This is a genomic window from Streptomyces sp. NPDC058632, from assembly GCF_042717095.1.
Taxonomy (GTDB): Bacteria; Actinomycetota; Actinomycetes; order Streptomycetales; family Streptomycetaceae; genus Streptomyces.
Genome location: NZ_JBHXQZ010000007.1, coordinates 74,023 through 96,225, shown reverse-complemented (window position 1 = coordinate 96,225; position 22,203 = coordinate 74,023). Strand labels below are relative to the sequence as shown.

Here is a 22,203-nt window from a genome sequence, read left to right as displayed (position 1 = left end):
CCCGGTCCGACGAAAGGCACACCATGGCCACCACCCTCACCGGCGCCGGTCCGCGGCTGTGGGCACCCGCCCGGCACCGGTCCTTCCGCCTCCTGTGGGCGGGACAGTCGCTGTCCCTGCTCGGAGACGGCTTCAGCGTCGTCGCGTTCTCCTGGATCACCCTCGGCCTGACCGGATCCACCCTCACCCTCGGTTACGTCCTGGCCTTCCAGGCCGTACCCCGAGCCCTGTTCACCCTGGTGGGCGGCAGCCTCAGCGACTCCTGGTCGCCGCGCGCCCTGATGGTCGCGTCCAGCTGGACCCGGGCGGTGCTGATGGCGGCCGTCGGATTCGCCGGACTGGGCGGACACCTGACGGTGTGGATGCTGTGCGCCGCGGCCGCCGCCTTCGGCACCGTCGACGCCTTCTTCCAGCCGGCGCGCGTCTCCATCCTGCCCTCGGTCGTGGACGACGAACTGCTCACCCCGGCCAACGCGCTGATGGGGGTCGGCGCGCGGACCGCCGCCGTCGTCGGCCCGGCCGTCGGCGGCCTGGTCATCGCCCTGACCCGGGCGCCGATCGCCTTCCTCGTCGACGCGGTCTGCTTCGCCCTGTGCGGCCTGTGCGTGGCACGCGTCCGCACCCGTCCCGCGGCGGCCCGCGAAACCCCCGCCGGCACGGTGAAGGAGCGGGCGTCCCTCGTCGCCCGTATCCGCGAGGGCGTCACCTACACCGCGCGCGACCCGCGGCTGCGGACCGTCGTCGCCCTCGACACCGCCGTCAACTTCTGCTACGCCGGGCCCTTCACGGTCGGCTTCGCGACCCTGGCCGACCAGGTGCTGCGCGGCGGCTCGGCCACGCTCGGCGTGCTCAACGGCTCCCTCGCCGGGGGAGCCGTGCTCGGCACACTCGTCGGAGGCGCCGTCGGCGGGCGGCCCAGGGTCGGCCTGCTGGTGGCCGCGCTGGCGGGCTGGCTCGGCGCGGGGATGGCCGTCCTGGGGCTGGTGCACAGCACTCCGGTCGTCGTGGCGACCGTCCTCGCCATGGGCTTCGCCATCGGCTTCCAGGGCGTGTTCGGACTGAGCTGGATCCAGCGCAACATCCCGCAGGAGGTGCTCAGCCGCGTCGTCTCCGTCGACATGGTCCTCGGCTACGCCGTGGCCCCGCTGTCGCTGATCCTGTGCGGGGCGCTGGCCGGGAAGGACACGTTCGCCCTGTTCGGGGTGGTGGCCCTGGTGCTCGCCGCGACGGGCCTGGCGGTGCTGGGGTCCAGGGCGGTGCGCGAGATGCGGTAGCCGACGCGCCCTACCCCCGCAAGGCGGCCGACCGCGCGCACAGGTCCGCGCGGTTGGCCGACCCCGTCTTGGTGATGAGGCTCGCGATGTGCTTCTCCGCCGTGCGGGGCGAGATGAACAGACGGTCGGCGATGTCCTTGTTGCTGAGCCGCTCCGCGAGCAGCCGGAACACGTCGAACTCCCGGACGGTCACGCCCTGCGCGCGCAGCTTCTCCGGGATCTGGCTGGTGCCGGAGCGATGCTGGTGCACCGGGGCGCCGAGCCTGCGCAGCCCCGCCCGGCAGGCGCCGGTGACGGCCGCGACGTCCCGCTCGTGGAAGTAGTGCTCGGCCTGCCGCAGCCAGCCCACCGGATCGCCCCAGCCGTCCCGGTGCCCCGCGTCCGCGACCAGCCGCAGCCCCAGATGCCGGGCGAGCGGATAGGGCTGCGCCACCGCCAGTGCCGACTCCACCGCCGCCGCCGCGCGCGGCCCCGCTCCCTCCCGGCCCAGCAGCACGGCGTCGGCGAGCAGCACGAACTGGCGGTTCCACCGCATCCGGGCCACCGCGGTGGCGGTGATCTCCTCGTGCCGTGCCCGCCCCGCGTCACCGGCGAGCACGTCCAGCAGCAGGACCAGGCCGTGGGTGCCGCCGAGGTGGTAGGTGGAGGGGTTGCCCGCCTCCAGCGCCTGCACCGAGCGCAGCTCCGCGCGCGCCAGGTCCCGGTCCTCCTCCAGCAGCGCGCAGAAGGCGCGGGCCAGGCCGAGACTCAGCGGCTCCTCCTGCGAGCCGGCGCCGTCCCACTCGGTGAACGCCGCCAGAGCCGTCTCCATCGCCGCCCGGTCCGCGCGGTGCGCCTCCAGGGCGGCCCGCGCCATCAGGACGTACCGCACGGCGGGCGCCAGGCGCAGCCGCCGCACCACGGCCAGGCAGTCGTCCGCCGCCGCCCGCGCGCTCTCGTGGTCGCCGCGCAGCACCGCGTCCAGGATGAGAATGCCCTCCACCGTGTGCACGATGTTCACCGAGCCGAGCCGCAGCGCCTCCTCACGGGCCGCCAGCAAACCGGAGGTGTCGCCCTCGGCGAGCCAGGCGTTGCCGCCCATGCGGGTGGCCGCGTACATGCGCTGCAGGGGCAGCCGGTGCCGCTCCGCCGTCGCCAGGGCCTGCTGGAGCATTGCCGCGGACTCCTCCGGGTCCCGCTCGCGGGCGACGGTGGCGAGAAGCTCCCGGGCCTGGCAGGCGACCACGGGCAGGCCGTGGCGCTCGGCGGCGTCGGCCGCCGACCGGGCCAGCTTCTCCGCGTGCTGGGTGCGGTCCGAACCCGGCGTGTCGAGGGCGAGGTAGGCGGCCGTGACGTCGACGGCCGCCTCCGTCGCCTCGTCCGGGGCGGTCGCCAGGACCTCGCGTGCCCGGTCGATCTGCCGGTTGCCGTCGCTCCACCGCCCCGCCGTATGGGCCACCTTGGCCAGCCGGGTGTGCAGCGTGGCCAGCCGCACGGCGCTCAGCCCGGCCCCGCCCAGCGCGTGCAGGTCCTCGGCCAGGTCGAAGGCGCGGGCGAAGTCACCGGCCTCCGCGAGAGCGGGCAGCAGGTTCTCCAGCACCGAGGCCCGCGCCTGCGGATCGTCGGCGTCGGCCAGCAGGCCCTCGGCCCGGCCGAGCAGCGTCACGGCGGAGCCCAGGGCGCCCGCGGCCAGGGCCCGCCCGCCGGCGTCCGCGTACAGCAGCCCCGCCTCCACACGGTCCCCGGCCTCGCAGCGCAGCCCGGCCGCCAGCGCGCACCAGTCGCCTTCGAGGCCCGGATGGAGCTCCTCGACGGCCCGCGCTCCCCGCCGTGCCAGGTCTGCCCGCTGACCCGGCGTCATCTGCGTGAACAGGGCCTCGACGGTGGGGGAGTGGCGGAAGGAGTACCAGTCGGGGGCGGGCTCGTCGGGGATGACCAGCCGGGCGGCGACGCCCGCGTGCAGATGACTGAGCAGCGCCCGGTCCTCGACACCGGTCATGCGCTGGAGCACGGTGAGGGGGAAGCGGCGGCCCAGGACTGCGGCGGCCGACAGCAGGGTCAGGCCCTGCGTGCCGAGCCGGTCGATGCGCCGCAGGATGCCCCGGGCCAGCGTCGAGGAAACGTCACGGCGCAGATCACCGACCGCGCGCCAGCCGTCGGCGCCCTGCACCAGCGTCCCGGCCCCGATCATGGACTGGAGCAGTTCCTCGACCAGGTACGGACTGCCCGCGCTGTCCTCCCACAGACGGTCCAGCACCGCCGTCGGCACGTCCCCCGGACCGTCGGCCCCCAGATGCGCCGCCGTCATCTCGTCCACCTGGGGCCGGGTCAGCGGCGGCAGTTCGGCCAGGGTCGCGACGCCCCGGCGACGGGCGGACTGCGCCAGGTCCAGTGCGTCGCTGAAATCGGTCCGCACCGTGGCCAGCAGCAGGACCGGCGTGTACTCCAGGTTGTCCACCAGGTACTCGAGGACGCCGAGCGTCTCGGGGTCGGCGTCGTGCAGGTCCTCCAGCAGCAGCAACTGGCCCTGCCCGCGACCGGCGGCCAGCAGCAGACGCAGCACCGCCTCCCCCAGGATCACCATGGAACTGCTCTCGCGCTCCCCGGTGTCCCAGTCGGGTATCAGCCGCCCGAGGACCGGCCGGTAGGGACCGAGGGCCAGGTCGTCGAGGGGCTCGCCGCTGCGGAACAGCGACATCAGCGCCTCGGTGAGCGGACGGAACGGCACGGCGGGCCCGGTGGTGCTGCTGCGGCCGCGCAGTACCCGCATACCGGAGCCCAGCGCGCCGCCCACGGCCTGTGCCGCGAGCCGCGACTTGCCCACTCCGGCCTCGCCGATCAGGAAGACGACGCCGCCGCGCCCCTGCCTCGCCTGGGCCATGGCACGTTCGAGCAGGGTGAGTTGGGGGTCCCGCCCGACGAGGAAAGGCGCATGGGAACGCATGGACGCAGATGATAATCGGCATGCCGGGGCCCGGGGCAGATCGCGACCCGACGGAGAACCGCCGGACGCGCCGCGGCGCGGGACCGCCCGGCGGTCCCGCGCCCTCACACGACGTGACGACCGCGCGGGGTCAGCTCGGCACGGAGACCGAGGTGTCCAGGGTGCTCAGCGTGACGACGATGCCACTGGTCAGCACCATCCCGGCCAGGACACGGGCGCGGGCGCAGGCCCGGTTGCGGCCGGTGAGCGTGATCCCGCCCGCCGCGTCCTGCTCGTCGGCGGTGTGCTGGGCGGAGTCGGCGGCGGTGGTGGCGAGGTGCTGATCCATGAAAGGTGTTCCCCTTCTGTTTTCCGTACGGCGAGCACGGGGCGGAGGTGGAGATGCCATGGGGCCGAGGAGCGCAGGTGCCTTACCGGTCAGTGGTCGGGGTGGGCCAGGAGCAGGACGGACGGGACGGTGCCGGGGTGGGCCAGACGGAGCAGGCCGTAGCCGATGCCGGACAGTCCGTCGAGCAGCCCGGGGGAGGGAACGCGGTCGGGGGTGGCACAGCGGTGGCCCTGTGCCTCGACGAGGGCGAGTGCCTGGCCCGTGCGCCGGGCGAGCGCTCCGGCGGCGGCCGGGTCGCCCCTCCCGGCGCGCACGGCCAGGGCTTCCAGCGTGCCGAGCGTGCCCCGCCCGAGGCTGAGGTCGGGACGGACCTCGGCGTCCGCGGGCCGGACCGGGACCCGGGGCACGGAGGGCGCGGGGGACAGGTGGGCGGCGACGGCCGCCGCACCGGCGAACCCGCCGGACCAGGACACGTCCGCGGGTGCCGCCCCGGTGCCGCGCAGCGCGGCGTCCAGCAGCGTCCGGGCGGCGGCCGTGTGCGCGGTGGTGTCCCCGGGGCGGCGGGCGGCGTACCGCAGCAGGGCCCACGCGATGCCCGCGGCGCCGTCGGCGAAACCGGCGGGAAGGCCGTGCGCGGCGGCACACCGCTCCGCACCGGGCGGCACGGCGTCCTCCGCGCCGGCGACCTCCCCGGTCACCGCGCCGAGCAGCCGGTCCGCCAGGGCGTCCGCCAGCCCCAGCGCCGCCGGATCGCCGGTCGCCTCGTGCACCGCGACCGCGGCGGTCAGGGCTCCCGCCGTACCGCCGGCGAACCCCGGCTCGGAGCACGCGGAGGCGGCGTGGCCGAGAGCGGTGAGCGCGTCCGGCAGGCAGTCCGCGACGTCCGGGCCGAGCAGTGCCGACAGGCGCAGCACGGCGTACACGATGCCACCGAGACCGTCGTACGCACCGGGTCCCGCCGCCGCGCTCAGCTCGGGCTCGTCCGCCAGCGCCTTCAGCAGGAGGGGCAGGGGGCGGACGGCCTCCCGGGCGAGCGCGCCGTACCGGCCCGCTCCGGCCAGTGCGTCGGTGTGCGCCAGGAACAGCGCCACTCCGCAGTAACCCTGCGCGAGTCCGGCGCCCATCGGCAGCACCGCCCAGTGCGGCCCGGACACCCGTTCCAGGCCGAGCCAGTTGGTCCGCCCGCCCCCGCGTACCGCGCGGGCGGCGATCTCGTCGGCGATCCCGCACGCGGCGGCGAGCAGCCGGGACGCGTCGGGTGCGACGGCCGGCACCGGCTCCACCACCAGTTCGGACCTGGGCCGGTCCAACGGGGAGCCCGCACCCCGGGCGGCGAGCGCGGCCGTGATGATCCACTCCTGGTCGTGGCAGTCGACCTCGTCCATCCGGGCGATCTTGGCCCGCACCGCGGCCAGGCCCGCCACCGGCAGCACGCCCGGCAGCCACGCGCCGTCCTCGGCCCGGACCGCGGTTCCCGACGGCCGATGGGTGAAGAGCGGCACGTCACCGCGCCACAGCGCCGCCGTCTCGTGCTCGATCAGCCGCCGGCGTGCCTCGTCGTGCTCGGACTCGGTCCACAGCACCGCGAACACGCCCTCCCGGGCGAGCGCGTCGCCGAGCAGCGACGGGTGGGCCGACTCCTCCAGCAGCGTCGCGTACAGACGGGTGGAGCGGACGATGAGCCGGGCGGGACGGTCGGCGCGGGCCATCAGCGGGCCGTCGTCGCCGAGCAGTTCACGGCCGTGCGCGGCGACCGCCGCGTACGCGGCGCGAAACCCCTCCAGCAGGGCCGCCCGGTGGTCGGCGCCCTCGAGGAGGCGGCCGGCGGGCAGCGGCTGGTTGTGCGCCGCGGAGCTGAGGACCGGGGCGCGCACGGCCCGCATGGTGTCCAGGCCGCTGTCCCGCCAGTGCAGGCCCTCGCTCGGGCAGGTGCCGTCGGTGGACCGGCCGAGCGCGGAGATGTCGAGGGCCCCGTGCTCGCCGATCAGCAGATGCGGCAGCAGGCAGGTGCGGTGCACGGAGGCGTGCAGCGCGTCCGCCGCCGGGTCGGCGCCCGCCGTCATGGACTGCGCGAGCCCGGTGTGCAGCAGCGTCTCGGCGTCCACCAGGACCGGCTGGTCGCCGCAGGCGATGACGTTCTCGTAGTGCATGTCGGCGCCGTCCACCGCGTACAGCAGTGCCAGCAGCGCGCCCTGGCGCCGGTAGAACGCGTCCGTCTCGGTCACCGACCGGCACCAGCGGTGCTCGACGAACTCCAGCCAGCCGTACGCCTCGCGGCGCAGGCTGCGCGGGGTCCGCAGGTCCAGTCCGGCGACCTTGGCGTTCAGCCAGTCCACCAGGTCGTCGAGGAGCGCGTGCTGGTCGAGCGGCCGGGGCTTGTAGACCAGCCGGTCGCCGCCGGCGAACCGCAGGACGGCGACGGACCGGTTGCCCTGGTGGGCGTCCCCGCGGCCGAGGTCCACCCCGATGAGCGGTCCGGGGTCACGTCCGTCGAGGAGTCCGGCGGCCAGGACCCCCCGGTCGGCCGCGAAACGGGCCGCCAGTTCGGCCGTGGCCGCCGTCGCGTCCAGGGCGGTCTGCGCGAGCATCCGGGCCAGCACCGGGTAGGCGGCGAACAGCGCGCCGAGGCCCTGCCGGGTGCCTGTGGCGGCGGCGAAGGCATCGAACCGCTCGCGGGCACCGGCGCCGGCCAGCCGCCCGGCGCGCCGTGCCGTGTCGAGTTCGTGGACCAGGGTCCGCGCCGCCTGCCGGACCAGTTGGTGCGTCAGCCGCCGCGCGAAAGCCTCCCGCCACACGGCCGGTTCGGCGTCCGCGGACGCGGGCAGCAGCCCGGCCAGCCGCGCGGTGGCGGTGGCGACCAGCGGCTGGACGACCGGAGCGAAGACGTCGGGTCCCTCGCCCGGGGCGACCGTCCCCGCCGTCCCCGCCGCGGCGCGGTCCAGGGCCGCTTCGGCATACCGCGCCCAGTCGGGCTTCGGAGCACGGGCGGCCAGCCGCGCCGCGGGCTCCGCGGCCAGTGCCGCGGCCGTGGCGCCGTCCAGGCCCAGACCGGCCAGCCGCAGGGCGAAGCCCTCGGCGTCCCCGGCGGCCCAGGGGGCGGGCCCGGCGGCGGCTCCGGCGGGCGCCCCGGGAAGGCCGGGGGCGGCGAGTCGTTCCGTGAGGGACAGCGCCGGTGCCCACCACGAGGGCGGAAGGCCGGTGCTCCGGGACGTCGGGAGGCTGGCGGTCTCAGTCACGGGAAAGAAGGTCGCAGACCCCCTGCGACCCCCACATGGGTAAGCGGCCCCCATATTCTGCGCGGCCCCCGCCCCGCTTCAGCGGGCCGGGCCGCTCGAACCCGCCCCCCGAGCGGCAGATCCGCAGCTCGGAGGAGGGGCCACCCGTACCGCTCGGACGGGGGACGGAGCGCCGGACGGAAACGTGATGCTGCGCGTTCGGCCCTTGTGCCCGCCCCTCGGCGTATGCGCGGACCCTCGTGCGCGCCCCTTCCCCGGGGCACGGGCCCCATGGACGCTTCTTTCCCGTCCCCGGATCCCCGGTCCGCTGATCACGCCGCCGCGCGGACCGGCCGACGGCCCCCGTGCGCCGGGCCGGAAGGAGGATACCGGGGGACCACGAGCCGATGGGGCCGCCCCGCCCGGGGGAAAGGTGGGGGCCGGTTACCGATGCCGCCGCGTCCCCGCCCCCGGCACTGTGGTGCGCAGTCCCCACCGCACACCGCCCGGAGTGCCCACGCCGGGCGGACCGACTTCCTAGGAGGAGCAGATGGGAGCACCCGTATCCGTCGGCGTGGTCGCCCTCGATCCGGTACTGGAGGCCGGCACGCGTTCGACCCTGCTCGCCTGCCCGGAACTGACCGTGTGCGAGCCCGCCGAGGCCCGGGTCGCCGTCCTCACCGTCGACCGCCTCGGCCCGGGCGAGCTGGACATGGTGCGCACCACCCGCGCCCTGAGGCACGACCCCGCCGTCGTGCTGGTGGCCGGTGTCCTGGCCTCCGGCGACGCCCTGCACACCCTGGCCGCCGGTGCCCGCGGCCTGCTGGTGCGCCGGGACGCCGACGCGCCCCGCCTCGCCCACGCGGTGCTGGCCGCCGCCCGGGACGACTGCACCCTGCCGCCCGGCCTGCTCGAACAGCTCCTGGACCGCCCGTCGGACACCCGGCACGGCACCGGCGGCTGGACCGACGGCATGCTGTCCGACAGGGAACGCTCGGTGCTGCGGCTGGTCGCCGACGGCCACGAGACGGCCGAGATCGCCCAGCGGCTCGCCTACTCGCCGCGCACCGTGACCACCGTGGTGCACGACATCACCCAGCGGTTCCGGCTGCGCAACCGCGCCCATGCGGTCGCCTACGCGCTCCGGGCGGGCTTGCTGTGACCGCGACCCTGACCGCCGCGCCCGCGGTGACGGCGCCCATGGCGTCCGCCGCCCCGGCCGGTGTGTCCGCCGCCCCGGCCGGCGCGCTCCCCACTCTTCGCATCCCGCCCTCGCGGGGCGCCGACCGAGTCCGCGCAACGGCCCGCCGCGCCGGTCTGGTCCAGACGGCGGAGCACGGCGGGCCCGGGACCGTCACCGTGGTGGCCGCCGCCGACGCCGCACAGGCCCTGCGGGGCCGGCCCGGCGCGGGGCCGCTGGTCCTGGTGTGCGACACCGTCGGCCGCACGGGACTGCGGCTCGCGCTGCGGGCCGGGGCGGTCGTCCTGCGGGCCGCCGACCTCACCGAGGAGAGCCTGGCGGCGGCGGTGCGCCGCGCGGCCCACCCGCACCCGAGCATCCCCTACCCGGACCTCTCCCACCTGCTGACCAGCGGTTCACGACCCGGTGATCCGGCCGCCGACGGGGACCGCCGGCCCGCCCTGACCGCCCGGCAGACGTCGGTGCTGCGCCTCATGGCCGAGGGCCACGGCAACGCGGACATCGCCCTGCTGCTGCGTTGCTCCGAACACACCGTCAAGAACGTCATCTACGAGATCATGGCCCGGCTGCAGGCCCGCAACCGGGCCCACGCGGTCGCCCACGCCGTACGTCACGGCCTGGTCTGAGGCGGCGGAGCGAACGACGCGGGGGCGAGGGCGGGGCGGAAGCCGTGGCCACGGGGCCGTGACGGCCGCACGCGGGCGCCCGCGTCACCCCGCGCGGTCGCCGGCTCCTTCGAGCGGCCGTCCGCCCGGCCGGTCAGCCGGGGGGCGCGGGCAGCAACCGTGGCTCCATCCGCTCCTCCACGGCCCGCTCACCGTCCCGGCGCACCACGTAGGCGGCCTTGTCCGGCTCCTCCGCCACCGCCTCGACCAGCTCGGTGCCCCGGTAGACCAGACCCACACCGTCGTCGGTGCAGTGCGCCGTCGCGAAGACGCCCCGGGCCACCAGCCGGTGGATCAGCGGACGCCGGCCCTCGTCGCTGTCGTAGTGCACCCCGTTGCCGTACGGCAGCAGGCCCAGCCCGTCGGTGACCGGGCGCAGTTCGGGGCCGAAGGAGTCCGTGGTGCCGCCCTGGAACCAGCAGATGGAACCCGCGCTCACTCCGGCGAGCACCACCCCGGAGCGCCACGCGCGCCGCAGGACCCCGTCCAGCCCGTGCACCCGCCACACGGCGAGCAGGTTGGCCACCGAGCCGCCCATCACCCAGACCACGTCGTGGTCGAGCACCGTGCCCTCGACGTCGTCCACGCTCGGCATCGGGAAGAGCTGGAGCGGGGTGAGGTCGAAGCCCGCCACCCGGGCGGCCTCGCCCACCCGCGCCGTGACGTGCTCGGCGTCGCCCACCGCCGTGCCCAGGTAGAGAACCCGGGGGCGTCGGCCGTGCACACCGGAGAGGTCGACCGCGTGGTGGACCAGAGAGTGGAAGAGGACCCGGGTGCGTGTGCCGACGCGATGACCTCCGGAGGTGGCGACGATGGTCGGTTCCGGAGCGGTCACGCCGGTGATCGTAGCGCGCCAACTCCTGTTCTCTTCCGGGTTATTGGTGAAGGCTTCGCGCCCCCGTCCACGTGAACGGCGCAGGACCGGGCAAAAACGCCGCAACGCCACGGCGGGGACCTGCCCGTCGGACCGGTCCCCGCCGTGTTCGCGCGTACGCCGTCAGGGCGCCCGCAGGGCCACCGCCGCCGCGTACCCCGCCGGGACCAGGACGTCCCGTACGGTCCACCCCGGTGCCGGGGCGGTCGGCAGCGGCCCGGTGCCCACGTAGTCCAGCGCCGGATCGCGCACCAGACCCGTGCCCAGGCCCTTGAGGTAGGCCTCCTTGCGCACCCAGGCCCGGGTGAACGCGGCCGGACGCTCGTGCGCGGGCAGCAGCGCCAGCTCGTCCGCCTCCGCCAGGTGCAGCGCCGACTGCGCGCCGAGCACCGCCCGCACGGTGGCCAGCCCTTCCACGTCGACACCGACCGGTGCGGGGGCGAGCGCCACCATCACCAGGCCCCCGCTGTGGGACAGCGAGAAGTGCACACCCGGCATGCGCAGAGCCGGCCGCCCGTGCGGTCCGCCGCAACCCGCGCACGGCTCCCGCATCAGCGGCAGCGCGTCGGCGGGCACGCCGAGCAGGGTGCCCAGCACGTCGCGCAGGGCCGCGTGCGCGACGACGTACGCGTCCCGGTCGCGGTCGTGCCGGAACGCGCGGGCCCGGTCCCGTTCCTCCGCGTCCAGCAGCTCCCGCGCATCCCGCAGTGTCCGCTCGTCCAGGGCACCGACGTGGGCCAGGTACAGCTCCAGAGGTCCCCTCAGCACGCGCGGGCCCGGCGCCCGCGTCCGGTGCCGCAGCCCGGACAGGTCCAGCACGGCCGGGCCCAGCAGTCCGGACGGCGCCGGAGGCGGGGCGTGCGCCGGCGGGTCCAGGAGCCGGCCCGCCCGTGGCTCAGACATCTGCCCCGGCCAGCCGGCGACGCAGGCTGAGCGGACGCATGTCCGTCCAGATCACGCCGATGTGGTCCAGGCACTCCTGCCGGCTGCCCCGCCGGCCCTCCGGGTGCCAGCCGGCGGGCACTTCGCGGTCCGCCCGCCAGATCGAGTACTGCTCCTCGTCGTTGCGCACCACGAGATACACCTCGTCGGTGCCCGGGCGGGCCTCCTCGGCACCCGAGCCGGTCGCGGAGTGGGGTTGCGTCACGGTGAACCTCCCGCAGGTGATGGGGCCGGCCGCAGGTCGGGGCCGACGCCGACAGCGTGCCGGGCGGCCCCCCGACCGGGGCAGGGACGAACGCGCCGAGCCCGCGGCGCGCGTTGCTGCCGGATCTTCTCTGGTGCCCTGCCGCCCCGGCGCGGGACGGTGCTGTCCGCCCGGGGAGCTGGGCACCCCGGCGGCGGCCACGGCCCGGCCGAGCGCCGAGCGGCCTCCCCGCGCACCCCCTTCCGGAAGGAGCACGTGATGTCGGACGAGCACGCACCGGTCCTGCTGCCGGGCGGAGGCTGGCGGCTCTGGGAGGAGTTCGCGCTGCGCGGCCCCGGCTTTCCCGCCGACGGGGTGCTGCGGCTGGCCCCGCCCGGACTGGCCGAGGCCGCCGACAAGTTCGGCCCCGGCACCGATCCGGCCGGACCCGAGTGGCAGGCCTTCGCCGAGGAACTGTCGGCGGCTGCCGTGGACACCGCCCGCCACCTCCAGCGGGTCGCCGCCCAGCCCCGCTTCCAGGCGGCTCTCGCCTGGCAGAACCCTGCCGTCCTGCGCACCGGTATCGCCCCGTTCCTGCGCTGGACGCCGGGCGTGGACAGCCGCAGCAGCATGCCCCGCCAACGCGAGGAACTGGTCGCCCACTACTGGCAGCGGTTCTGCGTGAAGAACGACACCATCGGCTTCTTCGGCCCCGTCGGCTGGGGCCGCTGGGACCTGTCGGCACCGCACGCCGTCGCCGTGGACGCCGGCCGGGGCTTCCTCGCCGCGCAGGAGGTCTACTTCTCCGGCTGGGCCATCGACGTCCTGGCCAAGGTGCTCGCCGAGGACACCGAACTGATGCGGTGGATCCCGCCGCGCCGGATGTCCTTCGTCCGCTGTCAGGACGGCACGGTACGGATCCCGGGACGGCCCGCCCAGCCCGTCGGGGAGCTCCAGCAGGCCGTACTGCTGCGCTGCGACGGCACCCGGCACCTGGCCGCCGTCGCCGCCGAGCTGGGCCTGGAGACCACCGACGTCGCCGACGTCGTACGCGAACTGGCCGGCCGGCGCTGGGTGCAGTGGCGCCTGGAGGTTCCCGCGGCCACCCACCCCGACCGGGCCCTGCGCCGCATCCTGGAGCGCGTACCCGACGAGGCCGTCCGCGACCGGGCACTGGCGAAGCTCACCGTGCTGGAGCGCGGCCGCGACGCCGTACGCGACGCGGGGACCGACGCCACCGCGCTGACCACCGCGATCGGCGCCCTGGAGGCCGACTTCGCCGCCCTCACCGACAGCGAGGCCCAGCGCGCCAAGGGAGCGCGCACCGCCCCCTGCCGGGGACTGGTGTACTCCGACGCCCGACGGTCGGCCACCGCCACGGCCGGACCCGCCCTGCTGGCCGGTCTGGAGCCCCTCCAGCTGTGCCTGACGGCCGCCCGCTGGATGACGAACCGCTTCGCCGACGCCGTCCGCGCCCGGCTGCTCACCGTCCACGGCCGCCTGAGCGCCGACGGCACATCCGTCGACCTCGCCACCCTGTGGATGAACACCCTGCCCTCCCCGCACCCGGACGCCGGCGACCTGATCGACGCCGTACAGGCCGAACTGCGCGCCAAGTGGGCCCGGATCCTCGACCTCCCGCCCGACGCCCGCCGCGTCCGCCTGACCACGGCCGAGCTGGCCGAACGGGTGCGCCGGGAGTTCGACGAGCCCGGCGACGGCTGGTCCCTCGCCCGCTACGTCAGCCCCGACATCCTGGTCGTCGCCGAGGACGCGGACGCCCTCGCCCGCGGCGACGTCGACCTCGTCCTCGGCGAGATGCACTGCGCGCTGAACACCATGGGCGCCTCCCTCTTCGTCCACCAGCACCCCGACCGGGACCGGCTGGTCGCCGAGACCAGCCGCGACTTCCCCGGCCCGCGCCTGCTGCCCACGCTGCCCAAGGAACTGCCCCTGCGCTGGTCCACCCGCAGCCGGCCCTCCCTGGACCGGCCCGAGGACCACTCGGTGACCCTGGTCGACCAGACCGGCGACCCGCACCGTCCGAACTCGGTGCCGAGCGCCGACGTCCGCGTCGAGAACCGGGACGGCCGTCTGACCGCCGTCCTGCCCGACGGCAGCACCCACGACGTCCTCGACGCCTACGCCAACACCCTCACCCAGCGCGTCATGGACCGCTTCACCCTCCGTCCCGAGGGCGAACACACCCCGCGCATCACCGTCGACCGCATGACCGTGGCCCGCGAGACCTGGCAACTTCCCGTCTCGGAAGTCGACTTCGCCGACGAGAAGAGCGAGGCCGCCCGATTCGTGCGCGCCCGGCACTGGCAGCGACGCCACGACCTGCCCCGCTTCGTCTTCATCGTCTCCCCGACCGAACCCCGCCCGTTCTACGTCGACTTCGACAGCCCCGTGTACGTCACCATCCTCGCCAAGGCTGCCCGCCGGCTCGCCCGCAAGGACTCCGGGGCCCGCCTGAAGGTCAGCGAGATGCTGCCCACCCCCGAGCAGTCCTGGCTCACCGACGACGACGGGCACCGCTACACCTGCGAACTCCGCTTCGTGGCCGTCGACCGGACCGTCACCGGCATGAAGGAGGCGTGATGCGCACCGTCGCCGACGACCTCGCCGCGCACGCCGTCCGTCACCCGGAGCGGATCGCGCTGGACACCCCCGCCGGTGGGATCACGTACGGCCGGCTGGCCGCGCGCGCCGACGAGCTGACCCTGCTGCTGCGGGCCCACGGCGCCGGACCGGAGACGGTGTGCGCCGTCGCCGTCGAGCACGGCGCCGACGCGGTGGCCGCGATGGCCGCGGTCATGCGCTGCGGAGCCGCCTTCCTCACCCTGGACGTGGCCCAGCCCCGCGACCGGCTGGCGGCCTTCGTCCACGGGGCGGGCGCCCGCCTGCTGCTGACCACCTCCGCGCACGCCCGCGCACTCGGCCTGGACGCGCCCACGATCCTGCTGGACCGTCCGACCGCCGGACCCGACGGTCCCACCACCGGGCCCGACGGTCCCGCGACGCCGCCCCCGCCCGTCGACCCGCAGGCCCTGGCCTACGTCAGCCACACCTCCGGCAGCACCGGCGAACCCAGCCCGGTCCTGGTCGAACACCACGCCCTCGACGCCTACCTGCGCGACACCGCGCGCGCCTTCCGCCTCGGCCCGGACACCGTGGCCCTGCAGACCGCGCCGCTCGGCTACGACGCCTCGATCCGGGACACCTTCGCCCCGTTGCTGGCCGGAGCCCGGCTGGTGATCGTGGAGCGCGCCCGGCTGCTGCGCCCCGCCGACTTCGCCCGTACCGTGCGCGAACACCGGGTGACCGCGCTGCTCAGCGTCACCCCGTCCTTCCTGACGCACCTGGCCGGGCAGCCGGACCCGGCCGACCCGCTGGCCGGCGTCACCCTGGTCGCCTCCAGCGGTGAGTCCCTGCGCCCGTTCCTCGCCGCCGGCGGACGGCGGGTGGTACCGGGCACGCTCGTCAACCAGTACGGCCCGACCGAGTGCACCATGACCACCACCCGCCACGTCGTCCCGGCCGAGCCCGACACGGCCGCCGACGTGGTGGGCGCACCCCGGGCGGGCACGGTCGTCCGGGTGCTCGACGCCGGTCTCGCGCCGGTCCCCGACGGCAGCGTGGGCGAGGTGTACATCGGCGGCGCGGGTGTGGCGCGAGGCTACGGCGGGTGCCCGGCCCGTACCGCCGAGTGCTTCCTGCCCGACCCCTCCGGTCCGCCCGGCGCCCGCCTCTACCGCACCGGTGACCTCGGCCGGTGGAGCCCGCAGGGCCTGATCTACGTCGGCCGCACCGACCGGCAGGTCAAGATCCGCGGCCACCGGGTCGACCCCGCCGAGATCGAGGGCGCCCTGCTGTCCCACCCGCGTGTCAGCGGCGCCGCGGTCACCGCGCACACCGACGACCGGGGACGGGTGTATCTGGCCGCCCACGTCGCGGGCGACCTGACCGCCACCGCCGACGCGGAGCTCCGCACCCACCTGGCCCGCTCGCTGCCGCCGCATCTGATGCCCCGCCGGTTCCAGCGCCACGACACGCTGCCCACCACCCGGGGCGGCAAGGCGGACCGCCGCCGACTGGTCGTGGGGAGCGCCCCGTGACCGCCACCGGCCTGCGGCCGGCCGAGGCCGGTGTCCTGCCGGGACCCGCCGACGTCGCCGCGGCGGCCGCCCGTATCGCCCCCCACGTCCTGCGCACCCCCCTGCTGCGCGGCCCGGTGACGGCGGCGCACGGACCGGACCTGCTGCTGAAGGCCGAACACCGGCAGGCCGGCCACTCGTTCAAGATGCGCGGAGCCGCCAACGCCGTCCTGGCGCTGGACGCCGACCGGGTCGTCGCCGGTTCGTCCGGCAACCACGGCATCGCCCTCGCCTGGCTCGCCCGCTCCCTCGGCATTCGTCTGACCGTCGTCCTCGCGGCGGGCGCGGCCCCCGCCAAGGCCGCCGTCATCCGCGCGCTCGGCGCCGAGACGGTCCAGGTGGGCGGGGGAGTGGCCGAGCGCGAGGAGCGGGCCGGCCGGCTCGCGGAAGAGACCGGAGCCACCTTCGTGCCCTCCTCGGACCACCCCCTGGTGGTGGCCGGGCAGGGCACGGTCGGCACCGAACTGCTCGCCGACGCCCCCCACACCGAGACGGTCTACGTCCCGACCGGCGGCGGCGGACTCCTCGCCGGCGTCTGCCTCGCCGCCGCGGACCACCCGGTCCGGGTGGTCGGCGTCGAACCGGCCCTGACCCCCCGCTACGCCCGCTCCCTGGCCGAGGGGCACCCGGTCCAGCTGCCGCCCTGCGCCACCGTCGCCGACGGCCTGCGCGGCCAGCGGCCGGGACACGTCCCCTACCCGATCATCCGTGACCGCGTCGACGACCTGATGGCCGTCGGCGACGCCGAGATCCTCGCCGCCGCCGTCCTGCTGCACCGCCTCGGCGTCGACGCCGAACCCAGCGGAGCCGTCGCCCTGGCCGGAGCCCTGCGCGCCGGCCGCCGCGAACGGGCCGTGGTCGTCGTCTCCGGCGGCAACACCCCCGCCCGCCTGCACGCCCTTCTCCGCCCACGCACCACGACACCCACGGAAACAGCCGTGGAAGCACCCACCGCGACAACCATCGAGGAGCACACACCATGACCGAGAACGCCGCGACCGCCACCCGCACCGCCGACGTGCTCGTCGAGATCTTCCGCGACGTGCTCGGCCTGCCCGACCTGACCGCGGACACCGACTTCTACGAGGCGGGCGGCGACTCGCTCACCGCCTTCCAGATCACCGGCCGGCTCGAGGAAGTCCTCGGCGCGGAGGTGCCGGTGTCCCTGGTCTTCGCCTACCCCACACCGCGGGACCTGGCCGAGGTCGTCGACGCCGACTACGGCCGCTCCTGACCTCCACGGCACCGGCTCCCCCTCCACCGTGCGCCCCACCGGTCCCTGGCCCCGACGCGACCGTACGAGGACCAGGGACCGGCGCGCGCCGCGCACCCGTCCCTGCCCGGCGCCGCCGTTCCCGCCCGGCACCGGCCCGCAACCCTCCCCGCCCGCCCGCGCTGTGTCCCTCCGCCCGTCCGTCCCCCGCGCCCGCCAAGGAGAGCCCTGCCATGACCGAAGACCCCGTACCGTCCCTCGGCCGCTGGCGTCTGTGGGAGCAGTTCGCGCTGCGCGGCCCCGGCTTCCCCGCCGACGGGGTGCTGCGGCTGGCCCCGGCCGGACTGGCCGAGGCCGCCGACAAGTTCGACGCGAAGACTCCCCTCGACGGCGCGTGCTGGACGGATTTCGCCCGCCTGTTCGCCGACGCCGCCGTGGAGACCGCGCACACCCTCCAGGACATCGCCCGCGCACCGTCCTTCCGGGAGGCGGTGGCCTGGCAGAACCGCCCGGTCCTCACCTCCGGCATCGCCCCGTTCCTGCGCTGGACGCCGGGCGTGGACAGCCGCAGCAGCATGCCCCGCCAGCGCGAGGAACTGGTCGCCCACTACTGGCAGCGGTTCTGCGTGAAGAACGACACCATCGGCTTCTTCGGCCCCGTCGGCTGGGGCCGCTGGGACGCCGGGGCGTCCGGCGCCGCCGTCGACACCGGATCCGGCATCGTCGCCGAGTCCACCGTCTACTGGGCGAGCTGGGGCATCGACGCGCTGGCCAGGACCTTGGACGCCGACCCCGGCCTGCGGGAGTGGATCGCCCCCCGCCGGGTGCCCTTCGTGACGGTGGACGGCTGCCGGGTCCGCGTGCCCGGCCGGCGTCCGGTGAAGGTCCCCGCCGGGACCGCGGCCGTCCTCGCCCTCTGCGACGGCGTCCGGCCGGCGCGGGCGATCGCCGCCGCGCTCCCGGACCACGACGTGCCCGCCGTCCTCGCCGACCTGGTCGCCCGCCGCTGGGTGGTATGGCGCCTGGACGTACCCGCGGGCACCCACCCCGACCGGGATCTGCGGGCCTGGCTGGGGACCGTCGGCGCGCCGGAACCGCGCCGGCGGGGGCTCGCCGCGCTCGACCGGCTGGAGGACGGCCGCGCGGCAGTGGCGGCCGCCCATGACGTGGACGCGCTGGTCGGCGCGCTGACCGGCCTGGAGCGGGACTTCACCGAACTGACCGACACCGCCGCCGTACGGGAGAAGTCCGCGTCGACCGCGCCGTGCCGGGCGCTCGTGTACCACGACTCCCGCCGGTCCGCGACGGCCCGCCTCGGCCCCGAGGTGCTGGAGGCGCTGCGTCCGCTGCGGCTGCTCATGGACAGCGCAGGGTGGCTCACCTCACGGCTCGCCGCCGTCGTACGGACCGAGACGCGTGCGGTGTACGAACGCCTCGCCGCCGAGGGACCGGTGGACCTGGCCGTCCTCTGGTTCGCGTGCCTGCCGGTGCTGCACGGCACCGCGCGCGCCACCGCCGGCGAACTCCAGGAGGAGTTCGCCGCCACCTGGCAGCGGATCCTCGCGATCCCCCCGGACGCCCGCCGCGTGAGCGTCCGTTCCGCGGACATCGAGGCGGCGGTGCGGGAGGAGTTCACCGGTTCCGGTGGCTGGACGGCGGCCCGCTACCTGAGCCCGGACATCATGATCGCCGCCGACGGCCCCGAGGCGGTGGCCCGCGGCGACTTCACCCTCGTCCTCGGCGAACTCCACCTGGCCGCCAACACGCTGGGCGCCTCCCTCTTCACCCACCAGCACCCGAACGCCGACGAACTGCTCCGTCTCACCGACCGGGACCACCCCGGACCGCGCCTGCTGCCGTTGATCCCCAAGGAGCACCGCGCGCGCCTGTCCGCCAGGGTCCGGCACACGCTGATCCGGCCCCAGGACTACCAGGTCGCCCTGACCGACTTCACCGCGGACCCCGCCCGCCCCCGGGCCGTGCGCAGCGCCGACGCCGCCGTCGAGGAGTGTGACGGCGACCTCGTCGTCCGGCTTCCGGACGGTGCGCGGTTCCCGGTGACGGACGTCTTCTCGCACGTCCTGACCACCCTGTCGATGGACCTCTTCCGACTCCTGCCGCCAAAGGGCCACACACCGCGCGTCACCGTCGACCGGCTGGTGGTGGCCCGGGAGACCTGGCGGCTGCCCGCGTCGGAGGCGGGGTTCGCCGACGACAAGGACGAGGCCCGGCGCTTCGTCCGCGCCCGGCAGTGGCGTGCCCTGCTCGGCCTGCCCCGCTACGTCTTCGTCGTCTCCCCGACCGAGTCCCGGCCGTTCTACGTCGACTTCGACAGCCCCGTGTATGTCACGATCCTCGCCAAGGCACTGCGCCGGCTGGCCCGCCGGGACCCACGGGGCACGGTCACGTTCACGGAGATGCTGCCCTCACCGGAGCAGACCTGGCTCCGCGACGACGAGGGACGCCGGTACACCTCGGAACTGCGCTTCGTGGCGTTCGACACGGAGGCGCAGCCGCCGGGGCACCGCTGACCCCCGACGTCGCCGTCCGCGCCCGGGACGGCAACCCGTCCGGGGCGCGGACGGGTTGCGAGGACGGAGGCGGTCTTCGCCGGTCCTCCTCCTAGAGTGTCCGGATGAGCATGACGCCCGCACCCGGCTGGTACCCCGACCCGCACGCCCCGCACCTGGAACGCTGGTGGGACGGCACGGTCTGGACCGAGCACCGGCGGACCCCCGAGGCCCCCGGCGGGCCGGTGCCACCGCCTCCCGGTGGCACCGGCGGCCGTACCCGGGCGATCGCCCTCGTCGCGGCGGCGGCCGTGCTCGTCGCCGCGATCGTCACCGGCGCGGTGCTGCTGGGCGACGACGGCGACCCGGAGACCAGGACCGGCCCGTCCACCGCGCCGTCCGCCCACTCACCGGACGGCGACGGCCCCGCACCGTCCGCCTCCGCGTCCGAGTCCGCGTCCGGGCCCTCCGCCGCCGGCCCGAACGTCGTCGAGGACCAGCTCAACGGCGTCACCTTCCCGCTCCTCGACGGCTGGGTCCGGCCGGAGAACGTCAGCCAGGACGACGTCGTCATGACCACTCCCGGCACCCACGACTGCCCCGGCGAGGGCAGCGTCTGCCGCCACGGCCTCGTCATCTCCCGCACGGTGACCGCGACCGACGAGACCTCGCCCGAACTGCTCGCCGAGGAGGACATCTCCGACGCGGCCGAGGACGCCTTCGAGGAGGACGCCCTCGACCAGAGCCCCTACGGCGGCATCGAGTCCCACACGGTCCTGAAGTCCGGCCCGGTCGCGGTGGCGGGCCGCGCCGGGTACTACGTCCGCTGGCGGGTGACGACCGGCAAGGGCCCCGGCGGGTACGTGCAGTCGCTGGTCTTCCCCTCCACCGTCGGCACCGGGGCGCCGATCGTCGTCCGCTACGTGTTCGAAGCGGGCGACGGCGCGCCGCCCCCGGCCGACATGGACCGTCTCACCAAGGGCATCCGCGCGGTCGGCGACGCGGACGCGGGCGGCGGCGTGGGCAACAGCGTCGGCCCCACTCCCTGAACCCGCCCCCGGCCCGCGGCGGACCGGGCCCGGGGCCGGAGCCGGCTAGAGGAACGTCATGCCCTCGCCGCGGTACGTCGGTACGGTGCCCGTCACCGTGTTGCCCTCGACCAGCCGCAGCGCGTCGAACCGCTCGCACGGCTCGCCCGCCTTGGCGTGCCGGAACCACACCTTGTCGCCGATCAGCAGATCGTCGGCCGGCGGGCCCAGCAGCGGTGTCTGGACCTCGCCGGGCCCCTCCTGCGGGTCGTAGCGCAGCCCCTCGGGCAGATACGGCACCGGCAGCCGGTCGGTGCCTGCCGCGCCGGACGCCGGATAACCGCCGCCGAGCACCGTGACCACGCCCACGCCCGGCCGCCGTACGACGGGCAGGGCGAAGAGCGCCGCCGGACGCCCGGTGAACGACGTGTAGTTGTCGAACAGCCGCGGTACGTACAGCCCCGAACCCGCCGCGATCTCGGTGACCGCGTCCTCCCCGGCGGTGTACTGCACGCTGCCCGTGCCGCCGCCGTTGACGAACTCCAGCCCCGGCACGACCTCCCGTACCGCCCGCACCACCGCCGCCCGCCGCGCGGCGAGCTCCCGCCGGGCGGTGGCCTGCATCAGCCGTACGGCCCGGGACCGCAGCGGCTGCCCGGCCACCGCGTCGCCGACCCCCGCGACATGACCCTCGTACGCCATGAGCCCCACGACCTCGAACCCGGGGCGCCGGGCCACCGCGCGGGCCAACTCGGCGACCTGCGCGGGGGAGTGGAGCGGGGAGCGCCGGGCACCGACCCGCACCCGCCCGCCGAACAGCTTCAGCGAGGTGTCCAGCTCCAGACAGACCCGCACCACCTCCCCGCCCCCGGCGCGCGCGGCGTCGATCAGGTCCAGCTGTGCCGGGTCGTCGACCATGACGGTGACGGCGGCGGCGAGCTTGGGATCGGCGGCCAGCTCGGCGTAACCGGAACGGTCGGCGGAGGGGTAGGCGAGCAGGACGTCGTCGAAACCGGAGCGGGCCAGCCACAGGGACTCGGCGAGGGTGAACGACATGACGCCCGCGAAACCGTCCCTGGCGAGCACCCGTTCGAGCAGGGCGCGGCAGCGCACGGACTTGCTCGCCACCCGCACCGGCTTCCCGCCGGCCCGGCGGAGCAGGTCGTCCGCGTTGGCGTCGAAGGCGTCCAGATCGACGATCGCGAGCGGGGCGTCGAGATGGGCGGTGGCCTGGTCGTAACGGGCCCGGTCGGAGGCGCGCACAGTCATGGACGCAGCCTGCCAGACAGGTTTGCCACAGGGGTAGGGGGATGTTCCGGGCAGATGCCGCGGGCCTGCGGACTGGTTCTCGTTCGGCCGGTGTCACGTCGTAGAGTGACGCGCACGCCCGGCGGCCCACGCCGGACGAAGGCCCGTGCCGGGATGACGCTCCTCCCGTGCGGGTATCTGTGCCCGGGACGACTTCGTACCGGGTCCGGCGGCAGACACCGGCCCGCGGCGAGGAAACGGTCCGGGCGCGAGGAAACGGGGGGTGCATGAGCACGGAAGCGCAGCGCGCCTCCCCTCCTCCCCGCCCCACCACCCCTCCGCCGCCGTCCACGCCTCCGCGCCCGCCCCACCCGCCGGCCGACGCGGGCGACGACACCCGTGAGCCGGACCGACGGCAACCGCACGCCGGCACCGGGC

At 75.9% G+C, this 22,203-nt stretch carries 16 protein-coding genes; 9 read left to right on the top strand and 7 right to left on the bottom strand.

The genetic code is table 11. The annotated features are described in order from the left end of the window. The first annotated feature begins 23 nt into the window (after positions 1-23). Positions 24-1,274: an MFS transporter gene (locus ACFWVE_RS05105; RefSeq protein ID WP_384008327.1), complete on the top strand. Its 1,251-nt coding sequence runs from the start codon at positions 24-26 to the stop codon at positions 1,272-1,274. 10 nt (positions 1,275-1,284) lie between these two features. Here the strand turns inward: ACFWVE_RS05105 and ACFWVE_RS05100 are convergent, their stop codons facing one another. The 3 genes from ACFWVE_RS05100 to ACFWVE_RS05090 form a co-directional block, all read right to left on the bottom strand. Beyond that, positions 1,285-4,197 carry an AAA family ATPase gene (locus ACFWVE_RS05100; protein ID WP_384008325.1) on the bottom strand — a complete coding sequence of 971 codons (2,913 nt, stop codon included), beginning with the start codon at positions 4,195-4,197 and terminating at the stop codon, positions 1,285-1,287. Between the two features lie 130 nt (positions 4,198-4,327). After that, positions 4,328-4,525, bottom strand: a complete 198-nt coding sequence (locus tag ACFWVE_RS05095; RefSeq protein ID WP_384008323.1) for a hypothetical protein — start codon at positions 4,523-4,525, stop codon at positions 4,328-4,330. An 89-nt stretch (positions 4,526-4,614) separates the two neighbouring features. Next, positions 4,615-7,761, bottom strand: coding sequence for a type 2 lanthipeptide synthetase LanM family protein (locus ACFWVE_RS05090; RefSeq protein ID WP_384008321.1), 3,147 nt, complete (start codon positions 7,759-7,761; stop codon positions 4,615-4,617). Between the two features lie 529 nt (positions 7,762-8,290). Here ACFWVE_RS05090 and ACFWVE_RS05085 point away from each other — a divergent pair. Together ACFWVE_RS05085 and ACFWVE_RS05080 are read left to right on the top strand one after the other, a co-directional pair. Beyond that, complete coding sequence (locus tag ACFWVE_RS05085; protein WP_384008319.1) at positions 8,291-8,902, top strand: LuxR C-terminal-related transcriptional regulator; 612 nt, start codon at positions 8,291-8,293, stop codon at positions 8,900-8,902. Continuing rightward, positions 8,899-9,567, top strand: a complete 669-nt coding sequence (locus tag ACFWVE_RS05080; protein ID WP_384008318.1) for a response regulator transcription factor — start codon at positions 8,899-8,901, stop codon at positions 9,565-9,567. The genes ACFWVE_RS05085 and ACFWVE_RS05080 overlap by 4 nt, the downstream gene beginning before the upstream one ends. Before the next feature lie 133 nt (positions 9,568-9,700). Here ACFWVE_RS05080 and ACFWVE_RS05075 read toward each other — a convergent pair whose 3' ends face one another. From ACFWVE_RS05075 to ACFWVE_RS05065, 3 genes are all read right to left on the bottom strand, one after another. Beyond that, positions 9,701-10,441: a Type 1 glutamine amidotransferase-like domain-containing protein gene (locus tag ACFWVE_RS05075; RefSeq protein ID WP_384008316.1), complete on the bottom strand. Its 741-nt coding sequence runs from the start codon at positions 10,439-10,441 to the stop codon at positions 9,701-9,703. A 162-nt stretch (positions 10,442-10,603) separates the two neighbouring features. Further along, positions 10,604-11,383 carry a 4'-phosphopantetheinyl transferase family protein gene (locus ACFWVE_RS05070; protein WP_384008314.1) on the bottom strand — a complete coding sequence of 260 codons (780 nt, stop codon included), beginning with the start codon at positions 11,381-11,383 and terminating at the stop codon, positions 10,604-10,606. After that, positions 11,376-11,564 (bottom strand): MbtH family NRPS accessory protein, encoded by a 189-nt coding sequence (locus tag ACFWVE_RS05065; protein WP_062193195.1) that lies wholly within the window; start codon positions 11,562-11,564, stop codon positions 11,376-11,378. Before ACFWVE_RS05065 ends, ACFWVE_RS05070 begins: the two co-directional genes overlap by 8 nt. Positions 11,565-11,885: 321 nt before the next feature. Between ACFWVE_RS05065 and ACFWVE_RS05060 the strand changes: the two genes are divergently transcribed. From ACFWVE_RS05060 to ACFWVE_RS05035, 6 genes are all read left to right on the top strand, one after another. Beyond that, positions 11,886-14,210 carry a lantibiotic dehydratase gene (locus ACFWVE_RS05060; protein WP_384008312.1) on the top strand — a complete coding sequence of 775 codons (2,325 nt, stop codon included), beginning with the start codon at positions 11,886-11,888 and terminating at the stop codon, positions 14,208-14,210. Further along, positions 14,210-15,727, top strand: coding sequence for an amino acid adenylation domain-containing protein (locus ACFWVE_RS05055; RefSeq protein WP_384008310.1), 1,518 nt, complete (start codon positions 14,210-14,212; stop codon positions 15,725-15,727). Before ACFWVE_RS05060 ends, ACFWVE_RS05055 begins: the two co-directional genes overlap by 1 nt. After that, entirely contained in the window at positions 15,724-16,749 is a 1,026-nt protein-coding gene (locus tag ACFWVE_RS05050; protein WP_384008308.1) for a threonine/serine dehydratase, read from the top strand. The genes ACFWVE_RS05055 and ACFWVE_RS05050 overlap by 4 nt, the downstream gene beginning before the upstream one ends. Further along, entirely contained in the window at positions 16,746-17,000 is a 255-nt protein-coding gene (locus ACFWVE_RS05045) for an acyl carrier protein (protein WP_384008306.1), read from the top strand. Before ACFWVE_RS05050 ends, ACFWVE_RS05045 begins: the two co-directional genes overlap by 4 nt. A gap of 212 nt (positions 17,001-17,212) precedes the next feature. Continuing rightward, positions 17,213-19,510, top strand: coding sequence for a lantibiotic dehydratase (locus tag ACFWVE_RS05040; RefSeq protein ID WP_384008304.1), 2,298 nt, complete (start codon positions 17,213-17,215; stop codon positions 19,508-19,510). A 110-nt stretch (positions 19,511-19,620) separates the two neighbouring features. Next, positions 19,621-20,538 carry a DUF2510 domain-containing protein gene (locus ACFWVE_RS05035; RefSeq protein WP_384008362.1) on the top strand — a complete coding sequence of 306 codons (918 nt, stop codon included), beginning with the start codon at positions 19,621-19,623 and terminating at the stop codon, positions 20,536-20,538. 45 nt (positions 20,539-20,583) lie between these two features. On the opposite strand, the gene ACFWVE_RS05030 is transcribed toward ACFWVE_RS05035, so the two are convergent. Beyond that, on the bottom strand, positions 20,584-21,786 hold the full coding sequence (locus ACFWVE_RS05030) for an amino acid deaminase/aldolase (protein WP_384008302.1): 1,203 nt from the start codon (positions 21,784-21,786) through the stop codon (positions 20,584-20,586). Positions 21,787-22,203 lie beyond the last annotated feature (417 nt).